Source organism: Streptococcus sp. UBA632 (assembly GCF_002300045.1).
Classification (GTDB): Bacteria; Bacillota; Bacilli; order Lactobacillales; family Streptococcaceae; genus Streptococcus; species Streptococcus alactolyticus.
Genome location: NZ_DBPA01000063.1, coordinates 1 through 20853, shown reverse-complemented (window position 1 = coordinate 20853; position 20853 = coordinate 1). Strand labels below are relative to the sequence as shown.

19 protein-coding genes and 1 pseudogene are annotated in these 20853 nt (G+C 42.7%); 18 read left to right on the top strand and 2 right to left on the bottom strand.

The genetic code is table 11. The features are described 5' to 3' along the window. The first annotated feature begins 191 nt into the window (after nucleotides 1–191). The 16 genes and pseudogenes from B3473_RS07265 to B3473_RS07190 form a co-directional block, all read left to right on the top strand. Nucleotides 192–1403, top strand: a complete 1212-nt coding sequence (locus B3473_RS07265) for an FtsW/RodA/SpoVE family cell cycle protein (RefSeq protein WP_154454221.1) — start codon at nucleotides 192–194, stop codon at nucleotides 1401–1403. A gap of 97 nt (nucleotides 1404–1500) precedes the next feature. Continuing rightward, the gene (locus B3473_RS07260; protein WP_154454222.1) at nucleotides 1501–2061 is read left to right on the top strand and encodes an HAD-IA family hydrolase; all 561 of its coding nucleotides are present in this window, start codon (nucleotides 1501–1503) and stop codon (nucleotides 2059–2061) included. Next, the gene (gene gyrB / locus B3473_RS07255) at nucleotides 2061–4013 is read left to right on the top strand and encodes a DNA topoisomerase (ATP-hydrolyzing) subunit B (RefSeq protein ID WP_154454223.1); all 1953 of its coding nucleotides are present in this window, start codon (nucleotides 2061–2063) and stop codon (nucleotides 4011–4013) included. Before B3473_RS07260 ends, gyrB begins: the two co-directional genes overlap by 1 nt. A gap of 103 nt (nucleotides 4014–4116) precedes the next feature. Beyond that, nucleotides 4117–5841 carry a septation ring formation regulator EzrA gene (ezrA, locus tag B3473_RS07250; protein WP_154454224.1) on the top strand — a complete coding sequence of 575 codons (1725 nt, stop codon included), beginning with the start codon at nucleotides 4117–4119 and terminating at the stop codon, nucleotides 5839–5841. Between the two features lie 399 nt (nucleotides 5842–6240). Next, the gene (gene hisC / locus B3473_RS07245) at nucleotides 6241–7302 is read left to right on the top strand and encodes a histidinol-phosphate transaminase (protein ID WP_154454225.1); all 1062 of its coding nucleotides are present in this window, start codon (nucleotides 6241–6243) and stop codon (nucleotides 7300–7302) included. A 22-nt stretch (nucleotides 7303–7324) separates the two neighbouring features. Beyond that, entirely contained in the window at nucleotides 7325–8293 is a 969-nt protein-coding gene (locus B3473_RS07240; RefSeq protein WP_235280556.1) for an ATP phosphoribosyltransferase regulatory subunit, read from the top strand. Continuing rightward, on the top strand, nucleotides 8293–8940 hold the full coding sequence (hisG, locus tag B3473_RS07235; protein ID WP_154454227.1) for an ATP phosphoribosyltransferase: 648 nt from the start codon (nucleotides 8293–8295) through the stop codon (nucleotides 8938–8940). The genes B3473_RS07240 and hisG overlap by 1 nt, the downstream gene beginning before the upstream one ends. Next, the gene (gene hisD / locus B3473_RS07230) at nucleotides 8937–10214 is read left to right on the top strand and encodes a histidinol dehydrogenase (protein WP_235280559.1); all 1278 of its coding nucleotides are present in this window, start codon (nucleotides 8937–8939) and stop codon (nucleotides 10212–10214) included. Before hisG ends, hisD begins: the two co-directional genes overlap by 4 nt. Then, nucleotides 10207–10860: a phosphoserine phosphatase SerB gene (serB, locus tag B3473_RS07225; protein WP_154454229.1), complete on the top strand. Its 654-nt coding sequence runs from the start codon at nucleotides 10207–10209 to the stop codon at nucleotides 10858–10860. The genes hisD and serB overlap by 8 nt, the downstream gene beginning before the upstream one ends. A 25-nt stretch (nucleotides 10861–10885) precedes the next feature. Further along, complete coding sequence (hisB, locus tag B3473_RS07220; RefSeq protein WP_154454230.1) at nucleotides 10886–11470, top strand: imidazoleglycerol-phosphate dehydratase HisB; 585 nt, start codon at nucleotides 10886–10888, stop codon at nucleotides 11468–11470. Between the two features lie 69 nt (nucleotides 11471–11539). Next, nucleotides 11540–12154, top strand: a complete 615-nt coding sequence (hisH, locus tag B3473_RS07215; protein WP_154454231.1) for an imidazole glycerol phosphate synthase subunit HisH — start codon at nucleotides 11540–11542, stop codon at nucleotides 12152–12154. A gap of 24 nt (nucleotides 12155–12178) precedes the next feature. Further along, nucleotides 12179–12898 carry a 1-(5-phosphoribosyl)-5-[(5-phosphoribosylamino)methylideneamino]imidazole-4-carboxamide isomerase gene (gene hisA, locus B3473_RS07210; RefSeq protein WP_264879697.1) on the top strand — a complete coding sequence of 240 codons (720 nt, stop codon included), beginning with the start codon at nucleotides 12179–12181 and terminating at the stop codon, nucleotides 12896–12898. A gap of 3 nt (nucleotides 12899–12901) precedes the next feature. Then, nucleotides 12902–13660 carry an imidazole glycerol phosphate synthase subunit HisF gene (hisF, locus tag B3473_RS07205; protein WP_264879696.1) on the top strand — a complete coding sequence of 253 codons (759 nt, stop codon included), beginning with the start codon at nucleotides 12902–12904 and terminating at the stop codon, nucleotides 13658–13660. After that, nucleotides 13657–13977, top strand: coding sequence for a phosphoribosyl-AMP cyclohydrolase (hisI, locus tag B3473_RS07200; protein ID WP_154454234.1), 321 nt, complete (start codon nucleotides 13657–13659; stop codon nucleotides 13975–13977). The genes hisF and hisI overlap by 4 nt, the downstream gene beginning before the upstream one ends. Nucleotides 13978–13998: 21 nt before the next feature. Continuing rightward, entirely contained in the window at nucleotides 13999–14313 is a 315-nt protein-coding gene (gene hisE, locus B3473_RS07195; protein WP_154454235.1) for a phosphoribosyl-ATP diphosphatase, read from the top strand. Nucleotides 14314–14540: 227 nt separating this feature from the next. Further along, a pseudogene (locus tag B3473_RS07190) lies at nucleotides 14541–16946 on the top strand (pullulanase); the annotation flags it as partial. Between the two features lie 53 nt (nucleotides 16947–16999). On the opposite strand, the gene B3473_RS07185 reads toward B3473_RS07190, so the two are convergent. Further along, on the bottom strand, nucleotides 17000–17494 hold the full coding sequence (locus B3473_RS07185; RefSeq protein WP_264879695.1) for an NUDIX hydrolase: 495 nt from the start codon (nucleotides 17492–17494) through the stop codon (nucleotides 17000–17002). Between the two features lie 66 nt (nucleotides 17495–17560). On the opposite strand from B3473_RS07185, the gene B3473_RS07180 reads away from it, so the two are divergent. Further along, on the top strand, nucleotides 17561–18676 hold the full coding sequence (locus B3473_RS07180) for a glycerate kinase (protein WP_235280560.1): 1116 nt from the start codon (nucleotides 17561–17563) through the stop codon (nucleotides 18674–18676). On the opposite strand, the gene B3473_RS07175 is transcribed toward B3473_RS07180, so the two are convergent. Beyond that, complete coding sequence (locus B3473_RS07175) at nucleotides 18673–19128, bottom strand: YueI family protein (RefSeq protein ID WP_293678448.1); 456 nt, start codon at nucleotides 19126–19128, stop codon at nucleotides 18673–18675. The genes B3473_RS07180 and B3473_RS07175 overlap by 4 nt on opposite strands. A gap of 203 nt (nucleotides 19129–19331) precedes the next feature. Between B3473_RS07175 and eno the strand changes: the two genes are divergently transcribed. After that, entirely contained in the window at nucleotides 19332–20630 is a 1299-nt protein-coding gene (eno, locus tag B3473_RS07170; RefSeq protein WP_154454240.1) for a surface-displayed alpha-enolase, read from the top strand. The last annotated feature ends 223 nt before the right edge of the window (nucleotides 20631–20853 follow it).

The window sequence follows — 20853 nt, the reverse complement described above, 5'->3', positions numbered from 1 at the left end:
CACGTTTCTAAGGTAGCTGGTCATTTGGACGAAGACAGGTGACGAATTGGCATAAGAAAGGCGTTTTTCTCATATACGCCTTTTAAAGTTCTTCTGAGTTCAGCTATTTTTAGACAAGATGTTTTATAATAGAGACAAGTATTTTACCTAAAATACCTATCTCTATTGTGATGAAAAATGAAGGAAGTATCATGGCAAAAAGAAAGTATTCAATTGAAAGTCGTGTTGATTATTCGGTGATTTTACCCGTTTTTTTCCTGTTGTTGATTGGTTTGGTAGCCATTTACATTGCCACCTCAAATGACAGTCCCACTGCGGTGATGAAGGTCATGACGCAACAAGTGGTCTGGATACTTTTGGGTTGCGGTATTGCCTTTGTTGTCATGCTCTTTAGCACGGAATTTCTATGGAAAATCACGCCTTATCTATATGGTTTGGGTTTGGTTTTGATGGTTTTGCCCTTGATCTTTTACAGTCCAGCCTTGGTTGAATCCACAGGGGCTAAAAACTGGGTAACTATTGGATCGGTGACCTTATTTCAGCCGTCCGAATTTATGAAAGTGTCCTATATTTTGATGCTGTCGCGGTATTCCATTTGGTTCCGACAAAAATACAAGGAAGATTCCTTAGCAAATGACTGGAAATTATTGGGTGTCTTTGCCTTGATTACCTTGCCCGTCATGATTTTACTTGGATTGCAAAAAGACTTAGGAACAGCCATGGTTTTTGCGGCTATTCTATCTGGTTTAGTGCTTTTATCAGGGATTTCTTGGTGGATTATCGCTCCTGTTTTGATCTTAGTGGTCCTATTGATTGGTGGTTTCTTGATGATCTTCCTGTTGCCGCACGGCAAAGATTTGTTGCATAGTTTGGGGATGGATACTTACCAAATTAACCGTATTTCTGCTTGGTTGGACCCATTCTCTTACGCGAGAACCATCGCCTATCAACAAACACAAGGAATGATTTCGATTGGTAGTGGTGGATTTGCCGGAAAAGGCTTTAACGTCATTGATTTATCGGTGCCTGTTCGTGAAAGTGATATGATTTTTACGGTTATTGCAGAGGACTTTGGTTTTCTTGGTAGTGTGGCTGTGCTTGGGCTTTACCTCTTATTGATTTACCGTATGATTCACGTTATTTTTGAGTCAAATAACCGTTTTTACACTTACATTGCGACTGGTTTTATCATGATGATTTTGTTCCACATTTTTGAAAATATCGGTGCTGCGCTGGGCATTTTGCCTTTGACAGGGATTCCATTGCCTTTTATCTCTCAAGGGGGGTCATCGCTCATCACCAATCTAATCTGTGTGGGCTTGATTTTGTCGATGAGTTACCAAAATAACCTGCACCGAGAAGAAGAAATGCGAAAACATTTTAGACGCAGTGATCGCTATTAAAAAAGTTGGGGAAACCCAGCTTTTTTTATGAAAACATTCCTTGAAAACGACATGGATTCTACTATAAAAATTGTCTAAAATGTGATATAATAAACACATGAATTATCGTGATTATATATGGGATTTGGGAGGTACGTTGCTCGATAATTATGAAATATCGACACAAGCTTTCGTAGATACCCTCAAAACATTTGGAAAACAAGCCTCACACGACGAGGTGCACAGTAAATTAAAGGAGTCAACGGACGCTGCTATTGCCCGATTTATCCCTGATCAACCTCAGTTTTTAAAGGCATACAAGGAAAAAGAGGCTGAACTGTTGGAGTCGCCTATTTTATTTCCTGGAGCGCGTGAGGTCTTGCAGGCTATTGTGGCTGATGGCGGGCGAAATTTCTTGGTGTCTCACCGCAACAAGTTAGTGCTGGACATTTTGAAAAAGACCCAGCTCTTGCCCTATTTCACAGAAGTGGTGACCTCAGAAAGTGGTTTTGCCCGTAAGCCTAATCCAGAGTCCATGTTGTACCTCAAGAAAAAGTATGATATCAAGGACGCTTTGGTTATTGGTGATCGTGATATTGATAGGCAAGCTGGTCAGGCGGCAGGCTTTGATACGTTATTAGTTGATGGGACCAAGTCCCTAATGGAGATAGTGAAATAATGACGGAAGAAACGAAAAATTTATCAGAATTAGCAAAGGAATATGATGCGAGCCAAATCCAAGTTTTAGAAGGCTTGGAAGCTGTTCGTATGCGACCGGGGATGTACATTGGTTCGACCTCAAAAGAAGGTCTGCATCACTTGGTTTGGGAGATTGTTGACAATTCGATTGACGAAGCTCTAGCAGGCTTTGCCACGCACATCGAAGTCTTTATCGAAAAAGACAATTCCATCACTGTTGTGGATGACGGTCGTGGGATTCCTGTTGACATTCAAGAAAAAACAGGACGTCCAGCCGTTGAAACCGTCTTTACGGTCTTACACGCCGGTGGTAAATTTGGCGGCGGAGGCTATAAGGTTTCAGGTGGTTTGCACGGTGTTGGTTCATCTGTTGTTAATGCTTTATCAACGCAGCTAGATGTTTCTGTCTATCGTGATGGGCATATCTATTACCAAGAGTATTTCAAAGGGCAGGTTCAGGACGATTTGAAGGTTGTCGGCGAAACGGATCGCCACGGAACAACCGTTCATTTCACACCAGACCCTAAGATCTTTACAGAAACGACGACTTTTGATTTTGACAAATTATCCAAACGTATCCAAGAGTTGGCTTTCTTAAACAAAGGCTTGCGGATTTCCATCACCGATCGACGCGAAGAGCTAGAGCAGGAAAAACATTTCCATTACGAAGGTGGTATTTCAAGTTATGTTGCCTTTATCAATGAAAATAAAGACGTGATTTTCCCAACACCGATCTACACTTCAGGTGAAATGGATGGTATTTCGGTTGAAGTGGCCATGCAATACACAACTGGTTACCACGAAACGGTCATGAGCTTTGCCAATAATATTCATACCCATGAGGGTGGAACTCACGAACAAGGTTTCCGAACAGCTTTGACGCGTGTGATTAATGATTACGCTCGCCAAAACAAGCTCATTAAGGAAAAAGAGGACAATTTGACAGGTGAAGATGTCCGTGAAGGCTTGACTGCCGTGATTTCGGTCAAACACCCAAACCCACAATTTGAAGGGCAAACCAAAACTAAGCTGGGCAATTCAGAAGTGGTGAAAATCACCAACCGTTTGTTCAGCGAAGCTTTTGGACGTTTCTTGTTAGAAAATCCTCAGATTGCCAAGAAAATCGTTGAAAAAGGGATTTTGGCTTCCAAAGCTCGCATTGCAGCAAAACGAGCTCGTGAAGTGACCCGTAAGAAATCAGGGCTTGAAATCTCAAACCTTCCTGGCAAATTGGCAGATTGCTCGTCAAACGACCCATCAATGAATGAATTGTTTATCGTTGAGGGGGATTCAGCCGGTGGTTCTGCCAAATCAGGCCGTAACCGTGAACACCAAGCCATTTTGCCAATTCGTGGTAAAATTTTGAATGTGGAAAAAGCCAGCATGGATAAAATTTTAGCCAACGAAGAAATTCGCAGCTTGTTTACAGCTATGGGAACTGGTTTTGGGGCTGATTTTGATGTGTCAAAAGCTCGTTATCACAAATTGGTTATCATGACCGATGCCGATGTTGACGGTGCCCACATTCGTACCTTGCTTTTGACCTTGATTTACCGCTTTATGCGTCCTATTTTGGAGGCTGGCTATGTCTATATTGCTCAACCACCAATTTATGGGGTCAAAGTGGGAAGTGAAATTAAAGAATACATCCAGCCTGGTGCCAATCAGGAAGCCGAATTGCAAGCAGCGATGGAGCGTTATAAAGAAGGACGCTCTAAACCAACGGTTCAGCGTTACAAAGGGTTAGGAGAGATGGACGATCATCAGCTTTGGGAAACAACAATGGATCCAGAAAACCGATTGATGGCAAGGGTTTCTGTTGATGATGCCGCTGAAGCAGATAAAATTTTCGATATGCTGATGGGAGATCGAGTGGAACCTCGTCGGGTTTTCATTGAAGAAAATGCGGTCTATAGCACGCTTGATTTTTAATGAGAAAGACGAGTAAAAAATGCTGCATACTCTCTTTAAGTATGTTATAATCGTAATGTTATAGATATTTTACGATAAAAAGACAATTTATAAGGAGTTTTAAATGTCGAGCGGAATTATATTACTGCTTGTGGCAATTGTTTTAATCATCATCATTGCTTACTTAGTCGGTGTGGTTGTGCGCAAGCGAAATGATTCATTGATTGCAACTTTAGAAGAAAAGAAGCAGTCCTTATTTGGTTTACCGGTCAACGATGAAATTGAAGCTGTTAAGAGCCTTCATTTGATTGGTCAAAGTCAGACAACTTTTCGTGAATGGAATCAAAAATGGATAGATCTTTCTCTCAATTCTTTTTCTGATATTGAAAATCATATCTTTGAAGCTGAAAATCTTAACAACAGCTTTAAATTCATCAAAGCCAAACATGAGATTGACAACGTTGAAAGCCAATTGAACGTCATCGAAGAAGACATCAATGCCATTCGTGAGGCTCTCTCAGTCTTGAAAGAACAAGAAGAGAAAAACAGTGCTCGTGTCAAACACGCTTTGGATTTATACGAAACCCTTCAAGCTTCTATCTCGGAAAAAGAGGACAATTTTGGTTCTACGATGCCTGAGATTGACAAGCAATTGAAAAATATCGAAACTGAGTTTTCTCAATTTGTCACATTGAACTCAACAGGGGATCCCGTTGAGGCTTCTGAAGTTTTGGATCGTGCTGAAGAGCATACCATTGCACTTGGTCAAATTTCAGAACAAATCCCAGCAATTGTTGCGAAACTAGAAGATGATTTTCCTGATCAAATGGATGACTTGGAACAAGGTTATCGCCGTTTGCTAGAGCAAAATTACCACTTTGCTGAAAAAGATATCGAAACCCGTTTCCAAGAAATCCGCGATGCCATTCGTGCCAACTCTTCAGAGTTAGTCACACTTGATTTGGACCGTGCTCGTAATGAAAATGAACGTATTCAAAGCAAGATCGACACCATGTATGAGTTGTTTGAACGCGAAATTGCAGCGCATAAATTGGCTTTGAAAGACAGCAAGATTATTCCAGATTATTTGGCACACGCAAAAGCCAACAACGACAAGTTGGAAAATGAAATCAAACGCCTATCCCATAAATATATTTTAGGGGATAGCGACAGTTTGAGTCTTCGTTCATTTGCTCAAAAATTAGAAGAAATTGATCTTGAAGTGATGCCAATTGTTGAAGCCTTTGGTACACAAGAACGTCCATTTACTGAGTTGCAATTGATTTTTGACAAGACTTTGAAAACCCTTGACTCTGTTGAAGAAGGTCAAATGGAAGTCTTTGAACAAGTCAAAAACATTGAAGAAATCGAAACAGTGGCTCGTCAAAAACTGGAAAAATACATCAATCGTTTGCACATGATCAAACGTTATATGGAAAAACGCAATTTGCCAGGTATTCCACAAGATTTCTTGAGTACTTTCTTCACGACAAGTTCTCAATTAGAAGCCTTGATTAGTGAATTGAGTCGTGGACGTATTGACATTGATGCTGTGGCTCGTCTGACAGATGTTGCAACAGCTGCCATTGCCAATCTTGAAGAAGCAACTTACCAAGTCGTGCAAAATGCAACATTGACTGAGCAACTCTTACAATATTCAAACCGTTACCGTAGCTTTGAACCAAGCGTTCAAAATAGTTTCGAACACGCGTTGAAATTGTTTGAAGTGGATAATGATTACCAAGCGTCATTTGATGAAATTTCATATGCTCTTGAAACTGTTGAACCAGGTGTTACAGACCGCTTCGTTTCATCATATGAAAAAACACGTGAACAAATTCGTTTTTAATCAGCTAAGAAGGCCATATGGTCTTCTTCTTTTTTTGTCTAAAATTGTATAAATATAAAAAATCTTATTTTAAGCTTGCTATTTTTAGAATTTTCTTGTAAAATATTTTTAAATCATAGTAAAGCGATGATAGAAAAAGCCCAAGACAACAGACAGAGAGTGCTCAGTGGTGAGAAGAGTGTGCAATCCTTGGGTGACACATTCTTGAGCGCGTGTGCGAACTCAGCAGATAGTAGTGCACGACGGGCGGATTCACGTTACGAATCAGAAGTCACGTACTTCATGAGAACAGTTGAGGCGACTGGCTGTTGAATCAAAGGTGGAACCACGTTTTGAACGTCCTTGCAATTTTTTTGCGAGGGCGTTTTTTTGAACATCAAAAAGAGAAAGGGTATGTTTATGGCAAAGATTAAAGGATTACGGGCGATTGAGCCTTATGTTGCTGGCAGTCAGCCAAGCGGCGAGCACATTATCAAATTGAATACCAATGAAAATGCTTATGGACCAAGTCCAAAGGTGGCGGATGCTTTTTCTCATTTTGATGCCCATCGCTTGCGCAAGTATTCCACTTTGAACCAAGAAGCCTTGCGGGTGGCACTAGCCAAGCAACATGGTCTTGACCCTAGTCAAATTATTATTGGCAATGGGTCGGATGACATTTTGTCTATGGCTTTTCTTGCTTTTTTTAACAGTGGACAACCTGTTTTGTTTCCAGATTTGACTTATGGGTTTTATAAGGTTTGGGCGGACTTGTACCACATTCCTTTTATCGAAGTGCCGCTCAATCAAGCTTTTGAAATAGATGTGGAAGATTATATGAGGGATTGTGGGGGCATTGTTTTGGCAAATCCCAATGCGCCGACAGGCATTTACAAGTCCCTTGATGATTTGGAAAAACTTATCAAAGCTCATCCTGATGTGGTGGTTATCGTTGATGAGGCTTATATCAATTTTGGAGGGAAAACGGCTCTGCCTTTGCTGAAGAAATACGATAATCTATTTATCACACGAACCTTTTCCAAGGATGCTTCACTGGCGGGCTTGCGCGTTGGTTACGGTATCGGAAATCCCAACTTGATGGCGGTCATCAATGCAGTGAAAAATGCCATCAATCCTTACAACGTTGATTTGATTGCGGAAGAATTGGCAGTCGCGGCAGTGGAATCTTGGGACTATTACGAAGGTACTTGCCAAAAAATCATAGCGACACGGCACTGGTTTAGTGAGGCGCTTTCTCAGCTAGGTTTTACTGTTTTGGAGTCGCAAACCAATTTTGTATTGGCAGAATGCCCAAATCACGAAGCACCAGCCTTATTTGATTACCTGCAAGCCCATCAGATTCATGTGCGGTATTTTCCAAAAGTTAAACGCCTTCAAAATCATCTGCGGATTTCTATTGGAAATCAGGCGGAGATGGGGCAGGTTATTGTAGTGATTAAGGCTTTTCAAGAGGCATCATAAGATGCAAGCAGGAGTTGAGCGTATGAAAAAGACAACATTACCCGTCGGCATGCACGATAAATTATTCAAGCGTGCGCGTGTGACTTATACCATTGAGCGTGATATTAGTGATTTTTTGATGAGCCAAGGCTTTCATCGCATCGAAACCCCAACTTTAGAGCATTTTGAAGTGTTTAATGACAGTGTGACGAGCAATCATTACCATTTTTTTGATAAAAGCGGAGAATTGCTGACGCTACGTCCTGACATTACGAGTCAGATTGGGCGTGTTATCGCCTCAACACAGGTGGAAACGCCTATTAAATTTTCTTATTCAGGAAAGGTGTTTAAGTACAATGAGGAAATGCGTGGCTTGACCAATGAGCACACCCAAGCTGGGATTGAAATTGTGGGCTACCCTGCCAAGGAAGCGGTTTGTGAAGCTATTGTTTCAGCCAAAAAAGCTCTGGATATTGCAGGCATTCCATCTTACCAATTTGAATTGTCCCATGCAGCGATTTTGCAGACGATTTTTGAAATCTTGGCTTTGCCACAAGATGCTGGGGAAGCATTGGCACAAGCCATTCGGGACAAAAATATAACCCAGCTAAACACTTTTACCAAGCGCTACCCAAGCGAATTGGACGCTTTCTTGAAAGCTCTACCTTTCTTGTTCGGGGAAAGCTATCAGGTCTTGGATAAAGCACGATACTTGGTGGAAAATGAAAGGATTTTAGCAGCCTTGACTGACTTGGAAATGCTTCTAGAGCAAGTGTCAGATGTCTTGACAGAAAGCTATATTGATTTGGCCCAAATGCCTACCATGCCTTATTACACAGGGGTGATGTTCAAGGTATTTGGGAATAAAGTGCCAGATGCTTTTGCGTCAGGTGGGCGTTACGATAAATTGTTTGAACGATTTGGTGCTACAAAATTGACCGCAGTTGGGTGGGCAGTAGATATTGATGCCATTTACCAAGCGGTGCATGACCATTTAGAAGGAGGTGCTTAATGACTCATAAAATAACCATCGCTCTAACCAAAGGGCGTATTGAAAAAGATACGGTGAAACTCTTAGAAAAAGTTGGTTTTGATATGTCTTTTATGGACAATAAAGGGCGAAATTTGATTTTTGAAAGTCCTGACAAAACCTTGCGATTTTTACTGGTCAAGGCGCCTGATGTGACCACTTATGTGCGGCATGGGGTGGCTGACCTTGGGGTAGTTGGCAAGGACGTGCTGATTGAACACCCGACTGGCTATTTAGAAATGCTGGATTTGAATTTTGGATTGTGTAAGTTTTCCGTGGCTTCGACCCAAAATTATAATCCCTACGACCACAAGCGTAAGCGCATTGCCACAAAATACCCAACGATTGCGACGGATTATTTTAACAGCAAGGGGGAGGATGTAGAGATTATTTCCATTCAAGGAAGTGTTGAGATTGCCCCCGTGATTGGTTTGGCGGATGCTATTGTTGATATCGTAGAAACGGGAAACACACTGGCTGCAAATGGTTTGACTGTTTATGAGGATATTTGCCGTATCTCGGCGCGCTTGATTGTCAATAAAGCAGCATTGAAAAACAACCCAGAAATTATGCCTTTTATTCAAAAACTGGAAACGATTGTTGGAAATGAGGAGGTAGCTTTTATATGAAACGCTTAACAGGAACGACCAAAGAGATTTCAGAACTCTTGTACCAAGAACAACTGGAATTGAGCAAGGACAACCGTGACGTGGACGACGTGGTTCGTCAGATTTTGGAAGATGTCAAGAAAAATGGCGACCAAGCCCTAAGAAAGTATTCTGAAACCTTTGACAAGATTAGCCTTGATGATTTTGAGGTGGGATCCGATTTAATTGACCAAGCTTTTGCGACCATTGATGCAGATGTCTTAGAAGCCCTCAAACGCGCCAAAGCCAATATTGAAAGCTATCACAAGCAACAATTGGAAACAGGGTTTGAGGACGCTCCTAGTGATGGTGTCATTCGTGGGCAACTGGTTCGTCCCATTGAACGTGTGGGGGTTTACGTTCCAGGTGGGACGGCAGCCTATCCTTCATCTGTCTTGATGAATGTGATTCCAGCTAAAATTGCAGGCGTAAGGGAAATTATCATGATTACCCCACCGCAAGAGCACTTTGAACCAGCTATTTTGGTGGCGGCATCATTGGCTGGCGTTGACAAAATATATCAAGTTGGTGGGGCGCAAGGTATAGCAGCCTTGGCTTATGGGACAGAAAGCATTCCGCGAGTGGATAAGATTACGGGTCCTGGCAATATCTTTGTTGCAACGGCTAAGAAAATGGTGTACGGCATTGTTGGGATTGATATGATTGCAGGTCCGTCAGAAATCGGCGTCATAGCAGATCACACGGCCAATCCCAAATACGTAGCAGCTGATCTGCTTTCTCAGGCCGAACACGACGTGCGAGCACGTGCCATTTTGGTGACCAATTCTAAAGAGTTGGCAGATGCGGTTGAACTAGAAATTGAAGAGCAGCTCAAACGCTTGCCACGCGAGGAGATTGCGCGTGCCTCTATCGAAAACAACGGACGAATTATCTTGGCAGAATCGGCTCCAGCCATGTTTTCCTTGATGAATCAAGTGGCTCCAGAACACTTGGAAATTGCCATGGATAATGCCTATGATTACCTTGATGCGGTTGAAAATGCGGGTTCTGTTTTCCTTGGGCATTTCACAAGTGAACCGATTGGGGATTATTATGCTGGTGCCAACCACGTTTTGCCGACAACCAGCACCAGCCGATTTTCATCAGCTCTTGGGGTGCATGATTTCATCAAACGCATCCAGTACATGCAGTATTCAAAAGCAGCCGTGCAAGCAGCAAGTCAAGACATCACACGTCTAGCTTATGCCGAAGGCCTGCAAGCTCACGCCAAAGCAATCGAGGTGCGCCATGACTAAAGTAAAGGGATTATTGGTAATGGATGTGGATTCAACCCTCATTCAAGAAGAAGGTATTGATTTATTGGGTGAAGAAGCTGGTGTCGGGGAAAAAATTGCGGATATCACAGCGCGTGCTATGAATGGCGAATTGGATTTCAAACAGGCCTTGGATGAACGTGTTAGCTTGTTAAAGGGCCTGCCAGAAAGCATTTTTGAGCAGGTACTCGAGCGCATGCATTTTACTAAAGGTGCTGAAAAATTAGTGGCAGAATTGCACCGCCGTGGCTACAAAGTCGGTGTGGTATCAGGTGGCTTTCACGAAACGGTGGATGTGTTAGCCAAACGCCTAGGGCTGGATTATGTCAAGGCTAACCGCTTGGAAGTGGCAGAAGGTGTCTTGACAGGTAGAGTGCTTGGCGAAGTGGTTACCAAAGAGGTTAAAAAGGCCAAATTACAGGAGTGGGCAGCTGAAAATGGTTTGGAACTCAGCCAAACCATTGCTATGGGTGATGGTGCTAATGACTTGCCTATGATAAAAACGGCGGGTATGGGTATTGCCTTTTGTGCCAAGCCTATTGTGCGACAAGAAGCACTTTATCAGATCAATGAACCTGATTTGTATCACCTTATTGACCTCCTAGACCAGAAGGAATCAAGGGTGTGACTCCCATTTTGGAAAGGGAAATTTTATGAGAACAGCAAGTATCGAACGCAATACATTTGAAACCAAGATTCAATTGAGTCTTAATTTAGACGCTCAAGAACCTGTGAGTATTGACACTGGGGTGGGCTTTTTTGACCATATGTTGACCCTTATGGCCAGACACGGCCGCTTTTCCTTGGTGGTTAAAGCAGACGGTGATTTGCACGTTGACAGCCACCACACGGTTGAAGATGTGGGCATTGTGCTTGGTCAAGCCTTGAAAGAAGCTTTGGGGGATAAGGCTGGTATCAATCGCTACGGCACGTCTTTTGTGCCCATGGATGAAACGTTGGGCCTGGCAAGTCTTGATTTGTCAGGACGTAGTTATTTGGTGTTTGATTGCACATTTGATAATCCCAAGTTGGGTAATTTCGATACCGAGTTGGTGGAGGAATTTTTCCAAGCCTTGGCTTTCAATGTGCAGATGAATTTGCATTTGAAGATTTTGCATGGTAAAAACAATCACCACAAATCAGAAAGCTTGTTTAAAGCAACTGGGCGGGCGTTACGCGAAGCCATTACCATCAATCCTGAAATCCAAGGGGTTAATTCTACAAAAGGCTTGCTCTAAAACAAGAGAAAGGAAATTAGCCACAATGCAGCTTAACTAGGCGGTGTTGTCAGGGCTTTGGTAGCGTAAATGAAAATAATTGTTATTGATTACGATGCAGGAAATACGGCTAATGTGCTGCGAGCCTTGAGCAAAATTGGTATGCCAGCGGAATTGTCCCAAGATGCCAGCAAAATCTTGACAGCAGACGGTCTGATTTTACCAGGCGTTGGGGCCTATCCAGCAGCCATGGCAGAGCTTCACAAACGTGGCTTGGTTTCGGTTATTAAGGAAGCTGTTGCACAGGGGACGCCTTTATTGGGCATTTGTCTAGGAATGCAAGTGCTGACAGAAGTGGGGCTCGAGCACCAAGAAACCGAGGGATTTGGTTTTATTCCAGGGGTCTGTCGTCCCATTAAGGCGACCAAAACCATGCCTGTGCCCCATATAGGTTGGAATGATCTTTCTGTGATCCAAGATAGTCCGCTTACTGATGGACTAGCTAGGCAATCGGTTTATTTTGTGCACAGCTATTTTACAGACGTTCCTAAAGCCTACATCGATGTGACTACTGATTATGGCATGGCTATCCCAGCCATGATTCACAAGGACAATGTGTACGGGGCTCAATTTCACCCTGAAAAATCAGGCGACGTTGGTCTGGGGATTTTAAAAGCTTTTACCCAGCTTTGTGAACAAAAATAGGCAGTAGAAAAAAAGGAGGTTCCTATGCAAATTCTTCCAGCTATTGATATTAAAGATGGGCAAGCGGTTCGCTTGTTCAAGGGCGATTTTCAGCAAAAAACGGTGGTTAATCCTGATGTGATAGACCAAGCCAAGCAGTTTGCTCAAGCAGGGATTCAGTTTATTCATGTTGTGGATTTGGACGGTGCCCTTGATGGCAAGGCAACCAATCGTGAATTAATTGCACGTTTGAAAGAAGTCACAGGATTGGGCGTTGAAGTGGGTGGCGGCATTCGCACCCTTGAACAAATTGAGGACTATTTAAGCCTTGGCATTGACCGTGTGATTATTGGGTCGATGGCAGTAAAAGCGCCAGCTTTTGTGCAAGAAGCTCTCAGTCGATTTGGTAGTGATAAGATTGTTGTTGGAATTGATGCCAAAGATGGTTGGGTGGCGACAGAAGGTTGGCTAGAAACCAGCAATGTTGACTACATTAGCCTAGCCAAAGCCATGGAAAAAATGGGTGTGACCTTGTTTGTCTATACCGATGTTGACCGTGATGGTACGCTAATGGGACCAAATATCGAGCATTATGAACGTCTAGTGTCAGAGCTCAAAATAGCCAAGGTCATCGCTTCTGGTGGCATTTCACAGGTACAAGATTTGGTTAGATTGCAAGCCATTGGTGTGGCTGGTACGATTGTCGGAAAAGCTTATTACAACGGCAATATCAGCCTTGAGGAACTCAAAGCATTTGGAGGGTGATTTATGCTGAAAAAACGCATTATTCCTTGCTTGGATGTTAAAGACGGACGTGTGGTTAAGGGGGTTAATTTTGTCAATCTCTCTGATGTTGGTGATCCTGTTGACGCGGCGCGTGCTTACTATGAGGCAGGTTGTGATGAATTGGTTTTCTTGGACATTACCGCAACGCACGAAGAACGCGAAACCACGGTGGAAATGGTCAAACGCGTGGCAGAACAAGTTTTTATTCCTTTTACCGTAGGAGGAGGCATTCGCTCGGTAGAGGATATGCAGAAGATGCTTAAAGCTGGGGCGGATAAGGTGGCTGTCAATTCCTCAGCCGTTGCCAATCCTCAACTTATCAAGGATTGTGCAGAGAAATTTGGCAGTCAATGTGTGGTCGCAGCTATCGATGCCCGCAAGGTTTCTGACGGAACTTGGCACGTTTATGTGGCAGGTGGTCGTAAGGACACAGGAATTGACTTGTTAGAATGGGCAAAAACGGTGGTTGAGCTTGGTGCGGGTGAAATTTTGCTGACCAGTATGGATAAGGACGGCACCAAGTCAGGCTTTGATTTGGAGATGCTAAATGCCGTTGCAGATGTGGTCAATGTGCCCTTGATTGCTTCTGGAGGTGCAGGTAAGATTGACCATATCGTTGAGGTTTTTGAAAATACCACTGCCACAGGTGCCCTTGCTGCTTCTATTTTCCACTTTGGCGAAGTTTCAATTGCTGACACCAAAGCTGCCATGGCTGCTGCAGGAATTGAGGTGAGACAATGAGTGAAATAAAACTTGATTTTGCGAAACAAGATGGTCTTGTTCCTGTGATTGTGACGGATTACCAAACAGGACAAGTACTGATGTTAGCCTACATGAACGAAGAAGCGTATCACTTAACATTGGAAACCAAGCAAATGCACTACTGGAGCCGCTCACGTCAAGAAATCTGGCATAAAGGGGCAACCAGCGGTCATTATCAATACGTCAAATCAATCAAAACGGATTGCGACTGTGATACCTTATTGGTTGTCGTTGAGCAAGAGGGTGCTGCTTGCCACACAGGCGCTTATAGCTGCTTTTTCAATCAGATTTTGTAGGCAAAAAGAAGGGGGATATTCATGTTAGATACATTATACCAAGAGGCTAAAGACCGTAAGAACAATCCAAAAGAAGGTTCTTACACCAATTACCTTTTTGACAAAGGCTTGGATAAAATTCTCAAAAAAGTCGGTGAAGAAGCCACCGAAGTGGTTGTCGCTGCCAAAAATGCAGACAAGATAGAAATCGCTAATGAAACAGCAGATGTTCTGTACCATTTGGCAGTAATGTTGGTCGAAACTGGCGTTAGTATTGAAGATGTTGATGCTGTTTTAAAAGCACGCCAAGGTAAGAAAAGCAGGCTTCACGACCGCCCAGAAATTACCAATTATTGAAAGTTTAAATGAAAATAAAGAAAGCCAATATTCACATAGAAAACGCTTGCGTAATTGCATAATATTGTGTATACTGTGAGCAGAAAAAAGGTTTTAAGTGTTTTTTGTTACGTTTGGGGATGATAATGGTCAACGATTGGTTGGCGTCAGGTGTCAGACGCTTCAGCCTAACTTGAGTGTTAATCCCCTTTTCAAAGGCAAAAAACTAGAATGTGTGAGAGGTAGGGGATTACATAATATATATGAAGTCATATGTTTTAAGTACCGTTAGTATTCTGTCTGTTCAGCAAACCAGTTCCAAAAAAGTGGTTATTTTTGTGGATAATCTGATGGGCATTGCTAGAGAGGAACTCTTTCAAACGCTTAGAATGAATGACAAATATGGTCATGACGTCGTGGTTTCTGATATTTTCTTGGATGCTGAACGCAACAGAATTATTGTTGTAGGGGATTTTTCAGAGCATTTAGCCCCTTATTATGTTGATTATTTAGGCGGTTATTTCCGTGCGAAAAAGACTTGGCGATATACGGATTATTTATATGCTTATGATGGGGAATTGGGTACGCGCGTGTCAGATAAAGGTGCGCGTGTTGACTTGACTGTTTGGGCACCAAGCGCCAACCAAGTGTCTGTGATTCTTTATGATAAGGACAATCAAAATAATGTCCTTGCTAAATTGCCAATGACTAAAGGTGCCAAAGGCGAGTGGTCAATCAGTCTGACTTCAGCCACTGGATTAAGCATTTCAGATTACCGTGGTTATTATTACCATTACGAAATGGAACGTGATCGAGAAACCTTCTTGACCCTAGACCCTTATGCCAAATCTTTAGCCGCTTGGAACAGTGATTGGATTGGTCTTGACCCATCGCATAAGGTTGCCAAGGCTGCCATTGTGGACACCGCATCGATTGGCAACCAAAAATTAGACTATGCTCATATCAAAGGCTACACCAAACGTGAAGATGCCATTATTTATGAGGCACACGTTCGTGATTTCACGTCAGACCCAGCTATTGCTGACGACTTGCACCATCCTTTTGGAACCTTTTCAGCCTTCATTGATAAATTGGATTACCTAAAAGACCTTGGTGTTACCCACATCCAGCTTTTGCCTGTGATGAGCTATTATTTCGCCAATGAATTTAAAAATGATGTGTGCTTACTGAATTACGCTTCTAGCAATACCAATTACAATTGGGGTTATGACCCACAAAGTTATTTTGCCTTGACAGGGATGTATTCAGCTGACCCGCAAGACCCACAAGAACGCATTGCAGAATTCAAAGACTTGGTTCATGCTATTCATGAGCGTGGCATGGGGGTTATCTTGGACGTTGTTTATAACCATACGGCTGATCTAGCTATTTTAGAGGACTTGGAGCCAAATTATTACCATTTCATGGAAGAAGACGGCACTGCTAAGACAAGTTTTGGTGGTGGTCGCCCAGGGACAACCCACTACATGACTCGTCGTTTGGTCATGGATTCCGTGCTTTACTGGGTTAAAGAATTCAAAGTGGATGGTTTCCGTTTTGACATGATGGGGGATTTGGATGCCCAAACCGTGCAAATGGCTTACGATGCTGCTAAAAAATTAAACCCTAATATCATTATGCTTGGGGAAGGGTGGATTTCTTATGTAGGTGATAGCAACGATTGGCGTCAACCTGCCGACCAAACTTGGATGTCACAGACAGACAGCGTTGGTTCTTTCTCTGATGACATGCGTAATTTGTTAAAATCTGGCTACCCAAGCGAAGGCTCACCTGCCTTTCTAACAGGCGGTGCAAGGCCCCTAAATCTGCTATTTAATAATATCAAGGCTCAGCCAAATAACTTTTTAGCTGATGATCCAGGAGATGTTGTACAATACATCGCCGCACACGATAATTTGACTTTGCATGATGTGATTGCCAAATCCATTCACAAAGACCCAAGCATTCCTAAGCACGAAGCAGAAATCCAACGCCGCTTGCGTTTGGGGAATGCCCTCATTTTAACCTCACAAGGAACAGCCTTTATCCACTCTGGACAAGAATACGGTCGTACCAAACAATTCCGTGACGAAGCTTACCGTGGACCTGTTGCTCTTGACCAAGTTCCCGCCAAATCAGATTACTTGACTTACGAAGACGGCACACCGTTTGACTACCCTTATTTCATCAGTGATTCTTATGATTCGATAGATGCGATTAACCATTTTGATTGGAGCAAGGCTACAGATAGCGATCATTATCCTGACAATACCCAAAGCAGAGCTTACACCAAGGGATTGATTCACCTGCGTCGCTCAACGGATGCCTTTACCCTGGCCACCAAGGAAATGATTGACCAAAATGTCAGCCTAATCACCATTCCAAATGAAAATGGCATTGGTTACGATGATTTAGTGATTGCTTACCAAACCCTCGCTAGCAACGGCGACCGTTACGCTGTCTTTATCAATGCTGATAGTGTGGCGCGTCATGTTTTCTTGACCGATGCTTACAAAGATCTATTAGCCGCAGAGGTCGTTGTGGACGGGGAGCAAGCTGGAGTGGAAGCCATTCCTGATCCAAGTGGTGTTACGATGACAGAAGATGGTCTAACCCTTGATTCTTTGACAACTGTTGTTTTACGCCTCAAAGAAAACGCTAGCTAAATAAGACAAGCAAAAAGTCAGCCAAAGATGAGGCTGACTTTTCATTTATCCAAAAATAACGATTCTAACATCAAACGATGTGCAGGAACGACGGAATACTTCTCTAAAAAACGCTTGAAATCTTCCTTAGTAACCCACTGATAAGCAATGGTTTCCCCATCTTGAAGGGTTATGTGGTCTTTTGGACAATCCACAAGAGCAACATAACGATCCATAAGGCACTGATCTTCCTTGTAAACAATCCTTTTTGAAAAGGTTAGTTTAGCTGGTACAAGTCCCGTTTCTTCCAGCAACTCCCGCCGAATAGCTTGCTCAGAGTTTTCGCCGTAAAGGGCAGAGCCTGCTGCACTGGCCTCAAAAAAGCCAGGAAAAAGCTTCTTATCAAGATGGCGCTGCATAAACAAAAGGCTACCATCAAGGTGTTGCACCAAACATTTGACAGCCAAATGATAGAATCCATCTGGAATGCTTTGCCCTCGGATTAAGATGTGATTGGTTTTGTGACCATTTGCTAAGTAAGCATCCCATTTTTCCATTTTGTTAACCTCGTAACTTTCAAAAACGTTATAATAGTATTAAAGAAATAAAGGAGAGTGGGTTATATGCATATCCTGATAGCACCCGATTCATTTAAAGAAAGTTTGTCCGCTTCTGAGGTGGCTAAAGCCATTCAGAAGGGGTTTCAAAAAGCTTTGCCAGAGGCGACTTTTGACCGTATGCCGATTGGTGATGGTGGAGAAGGCACCCTAGCAGCCTTGGCAGAAGGTCTGCACCTAGAAAGTCACAGTCACACGGTGACCGGCGCTTTGGGGCAAGCTGTTCAAGCACATTACGCGACAAATGGCCACTTAGCTGTTTTTGAAATGGCTGACATTTGCGGCTTGGAAAAAGTTCCTCTTGTTAAACGCAATCCTTTAACCTTAACCACAGAAGGTGTTGGCGAGATGTTGGCACACCTGATTGACCTTGGTATCACGGATATCATGGTGGGCGTTGGTGGGAGTTCGACAAATGATGGCGGACTGGGTATGGCAGCTGGTCTTGGTTATCATTTCTTTGATGAAGCTGGTCAAGAACTCGCTGCTATTGGTGACAATCTTGGGAATATTGTCAGATTCTTTCGCGATTCTAATTCTCCAGACCTTTCGCAAGTCACCCTTACTATCATTACTGATGTCACCAATCCCTTGTGTGGTCCCAAAGGAGCGACCTACATTTTTGCAGGGCAAAAGGGATTGCCCAAGACTGACTTTGCCCATGTGGATAAGGCCATGGAACAGTTTTACCGCCAATCCTTTCCAGAACTTCTTGATTTGGCAGGAGCAGGAGCTGGTGGGGGTATGGCAGCTGGCTTAGTTGCCTTTGCTGGTGGAAAAATTATCTCAGGTATTGATGCTGTTCTTGATGTGCTTGATTTTGATCGCCGAGTTCAAGCAGCTGATTTGGTTATTGTTGGAGAAGGACGCATGGATCAGCAAAGCCTATCAGGGAAAGCCCCTGTTGGTGTTGCTAGACGCACTCCAAAGGGCACGCTGGTTATTGCTATCTGCGGTAGCTTGAAAGACGATTTGCCTGACTTTCCTGTTGCCAATATCCAAGCCGCTTTTCCAATTATTTCAGGTGTGGACTCCTTGGAAAAGACCTTGGCAAAAGCCCCTCAAAACCTAGAACGCACCGCTCAAAATATTGGCAATCTTTTAGCCTTGACTGATTTTTAATCCTTGTGGAAGAGTCTAGACCAAAAGCCACTTTTATTGGCTTTTTGAGGTTTTTCCTCATCGACGGGCTGTGGAAAGCGCACGGACAATAAAGGATTGTCCACATTTTCTGCCTTGTCAGAATGAACGATGATACCATAAGGCGAATGGGCATTTTTTTCATCAACAATCGTGGCTTGAATAGAAAGGTTTTGAGCCACTTTCATATAATAACATTGGTCCGCAAAAGACAAAGATGGTGAGATTTTGACAAATAAAGTGGTGTATTCTTGGTATAATTCTTTTAAAATGCCTTTAAATCGTCCTTTAGTCGCTTTTAAACGGCTATCTTCTACAGGGATAGACAAAACGACTCGTTCAGCGAAAGTCCCAAAATAAAGCCGTTGTTCATCTGGATTCAAGCGTTTTTCACCTGCTGCAGCGTGCAGCACCTTGTTTTCTAGTTCACTCATATTAACACCTCACATTTATTAGTCTTATTATAGGCTAAATCCCGCTAACTGTCATTTTTTTAACCAAATGAAGTAAGAAAATGGAAATTCACAAAAATATTGTGACAACATTTACAAAAATTCTCGTTTTTATTTGCCTAAGCCGTGATATTATGGTATTATTTGTAGTGTAAAATATTAAAACTCATAAGGAGAGTAACATAATGTCAATTATTACTGATGTTTACGCTCGCGAAGTCCTTGACTCACGCGGTAACCCAACACTTGAAGTAGAAGTTTACACTGAATCAGGTGCATTTGGACGTGGTATGGTTCCTTCAGGAGCTTCTACTGGTGAACACGAAGCAGTTGAACTTCGTGACGGAGACAAATCTCGTTACAATGGTCTTGGTACTCAAAAAGCTGTTGACAATGTTAATAACATCATTGCTGAAGCTATCATTGGTTTCGATGTTCGTGATCAACAAGCAATCGACCGTGCAATGATCGCTCTTGATGGTACTCCAAACAAAGGTAAACTCGGTGCAAATGCTATCCTTGGTGTTTCTATTGCCGTAGCTCGTGCAGCAGCTGACTATCTTGAAGTTCCACTTTACAGCTACCTTGGTGGTTTCAACACTAAAGTTCTTCCAACTCCAATGATGAACATCATCAACGGTGGTTCTCACTCAGACGCTCCAATCGCTTTCCAAGAATTCATGATCGTACCTGCTGGTGCACCTACATTCAAAGAAGCTCTTCGTTGGGGTGCTGAAATCTTCCACACTCTTAAGAAAATCCTTAAAGAACGTGGTCTTGAAACAGCTGTTGGTGACGAAGGTGGATTCGCTCCTAAATTTGATGGTACTGAAGACGCTGTAGAAACTATCATCAAAGCAATCGAAACTGCTGGTTACAAACCAGGTGAAGATGTATTCCTTGGATTTGACTGTGCATCATCAGAATTCTACAACGATGGAATCTATGACTACACTAAATTCGAAGGTGAAGGTGCTGCTAAACGTACTGCTGCAGAACAAATCGACTACATCGAAGAATTGGTTAACAAATACCCAATCATCACTATCGAAGATGCAATGGACGAAAACGACTGGGACGGATGGAAAGAACTTACTAAACGTCTTGGTGACCGTGTTCAATTAGTTGGTGATGACTTCTTCGTAACTAACACTTCATACCTTGAACGTGGTATCAAAGAAGGTGCTGCTAACTCAATCCTTATCAAAGTTAACCAAATCGGTACTTTGACTGAAACATTCGAAGCTATCGAAATGGCTAAAGAAGCTGGTTACACTGCCGTTGTATCACACCGTTCAGGTGAAACTGAAGATTCAACAATCGCTGACATCGCAGTTGCAACTAACGCTGGTCAAATTAAAACTGGTTCACTTTCACGTACTGACCGTATCGCTAAATACAACCAATTGCTTCGTATCGAAGACCAACTTGGTGAAGTAGCTGAGTACCGTGGATTGAAATCATTCTACAACCTTAAAAAATAATCGTTGATATATCAACGTTTTAAGAGCTTATCTGAAATAGATAGGCTCTTTTTTTGTGTATAAGGAGCAAAATAAAAAGATTGGGCTCTTTGTCAACTGTAGTGGGTAGATGAAAAGCTAACACCTAGAGAGGACGAACTTCGTACTCTCTTTCTTTATGTTCAATGCAATCAAAATCCGTTTTTTAAAGTTTTCAAAGTTCCTGAACCCAAAGGCATTTCTC

What these genes read in the sequence shown, in the direction of transcription:
- eno (WP_154454240.1), top strand. Translation starts at nt 19,332, where the DNA reads ATGTCAATTATTACTGATGTTTACGCTCGCGAAGTCCTTGACTCACGC.
- B3473_RS07240 (WP_235280556.1), top strand. Translation starts at nt 7,325, where the DNA reads ATGAAAAAGACAACATTACCCGTCGGCATGCACGATAAATTATTCAAG.
- B3473_RS07185 (WP_264879695.1), bottom strand. Translation starts at nt 17,494, where the DNA reads ATGGAAAAATGGGATGCTTACTTAGCAAATGGTCACAAAACCAATCAC.
- hisA (WP_264879697.1), top strand. Translation starts at nt 12,179, where the DNA reads ATGCAAATTCTTCCAGCTATTGATATTAAAGATGGGCAAGCGGTTCGC.
- hisF (WP_264879696.1), top strand. Translation starts at nt 12,902, where the DNA reads ATGCTGAAAAAACGCATTATTCCTTGCTTGGATGTTAAAGACGGACGT.
- hisE (WP_154454235.1), top strand. Translation starts at nt 13,999, where the DNA reads ATGTTAGATACATTATACCAAGAGGCTAAAGACCGTAAGAACAATCCA.
- hisB (WP_154454230.1), top strand. Translation starts at nt 10,886, where the DNA reads ATGAGAACAGCAAGTATCGAACGCAATACATTTGAAACCAAGATTCAA.
- hisG (WP_154454227.1), top strand. Translation starts at nt 8,293, where the DNA reads ATGACTCATAAAATAACCATCGCTCTAACCAAAGGGCGTATTGAAAAA.
- hisH (WP_154454231.1), top strand. Translation starts at nt 11,540, where the DNA reads ATGAAAATAATTGTTATTGATTACGATGCAGGAAATACGGCTAATGTG.
- B3473_RS07180 (WP_235280560.1), top strand. Translation starts at nt 17,561, where the DNA reads ATGCATATCCTGATAGCACCCGATTCATTTAAAGAAAGTTTGTCCGCT.
- hisD (WP_235280559.1), top strand. Translation starts at nt 8,937, where the DNA reads ATGAAACGCTTAACAGGAACGACCAAAGAGATTTCAGAACTCTTGTAC.
- B3473_RS07175 (WP_293678448.1), bottom strand. Translation starts at nt 19,128, where the DNA reads ATGAGTGAACTAGAAAACAAGGTGCTGCACGCTGCAGCAGGTGAAAAA.
- gyrB (WP_154454223.1), top strand. Translation starts at nt 2,061, where the DNA reads ATGACGGAAGAAACGAAAAATTTATCAGAATTAGCAAAGGAATATGAT.
- B3473_RS07265 (WP_154454221.1), top strand. Translation starts at nt 192, where the DNA reads ATGGCAAAAAGAAAGTATTCAATTGAAAGTCGTGTTGATTATTCGGTG.
- ezrA (WP_154454224.1), top strand. Translation starts at nt 4,117, where the DNA reads ATGTCGAGCGGAATTATATTACTGCTTGTGGCAATTGTTTTAATCATC.
- B3473_RS07260 (WP_154454222.1), top strand. Translation starts at nt 1,501, where the DNA reads ATGAATTATCGTGATTATATATGGGATTTGGGAGGTACGTTGCTCGAT.
- serB (WP_154454229.1), top strand. Translation starts at nt 10,207, where the DNA reads ATGACTAAAGTAAAGGGATTATTGGTAATGGATGTGGATTCAACCCTC.
- hisC (WP_154454225.1), top strand. Translation starts at nt 6,241, where the DNA reads ATGGCAAAGATTAAAGGATTACGGGCGATTGAGCCTTATGTTGCTGGC.
- hisI (WP_154454234.1), top strand. Translation starts at nt 13,657, where the DNA reads ATGAGTGAAATAAAACTTGATTTTGCGAAACAAGATGGTCTTGTTCCT.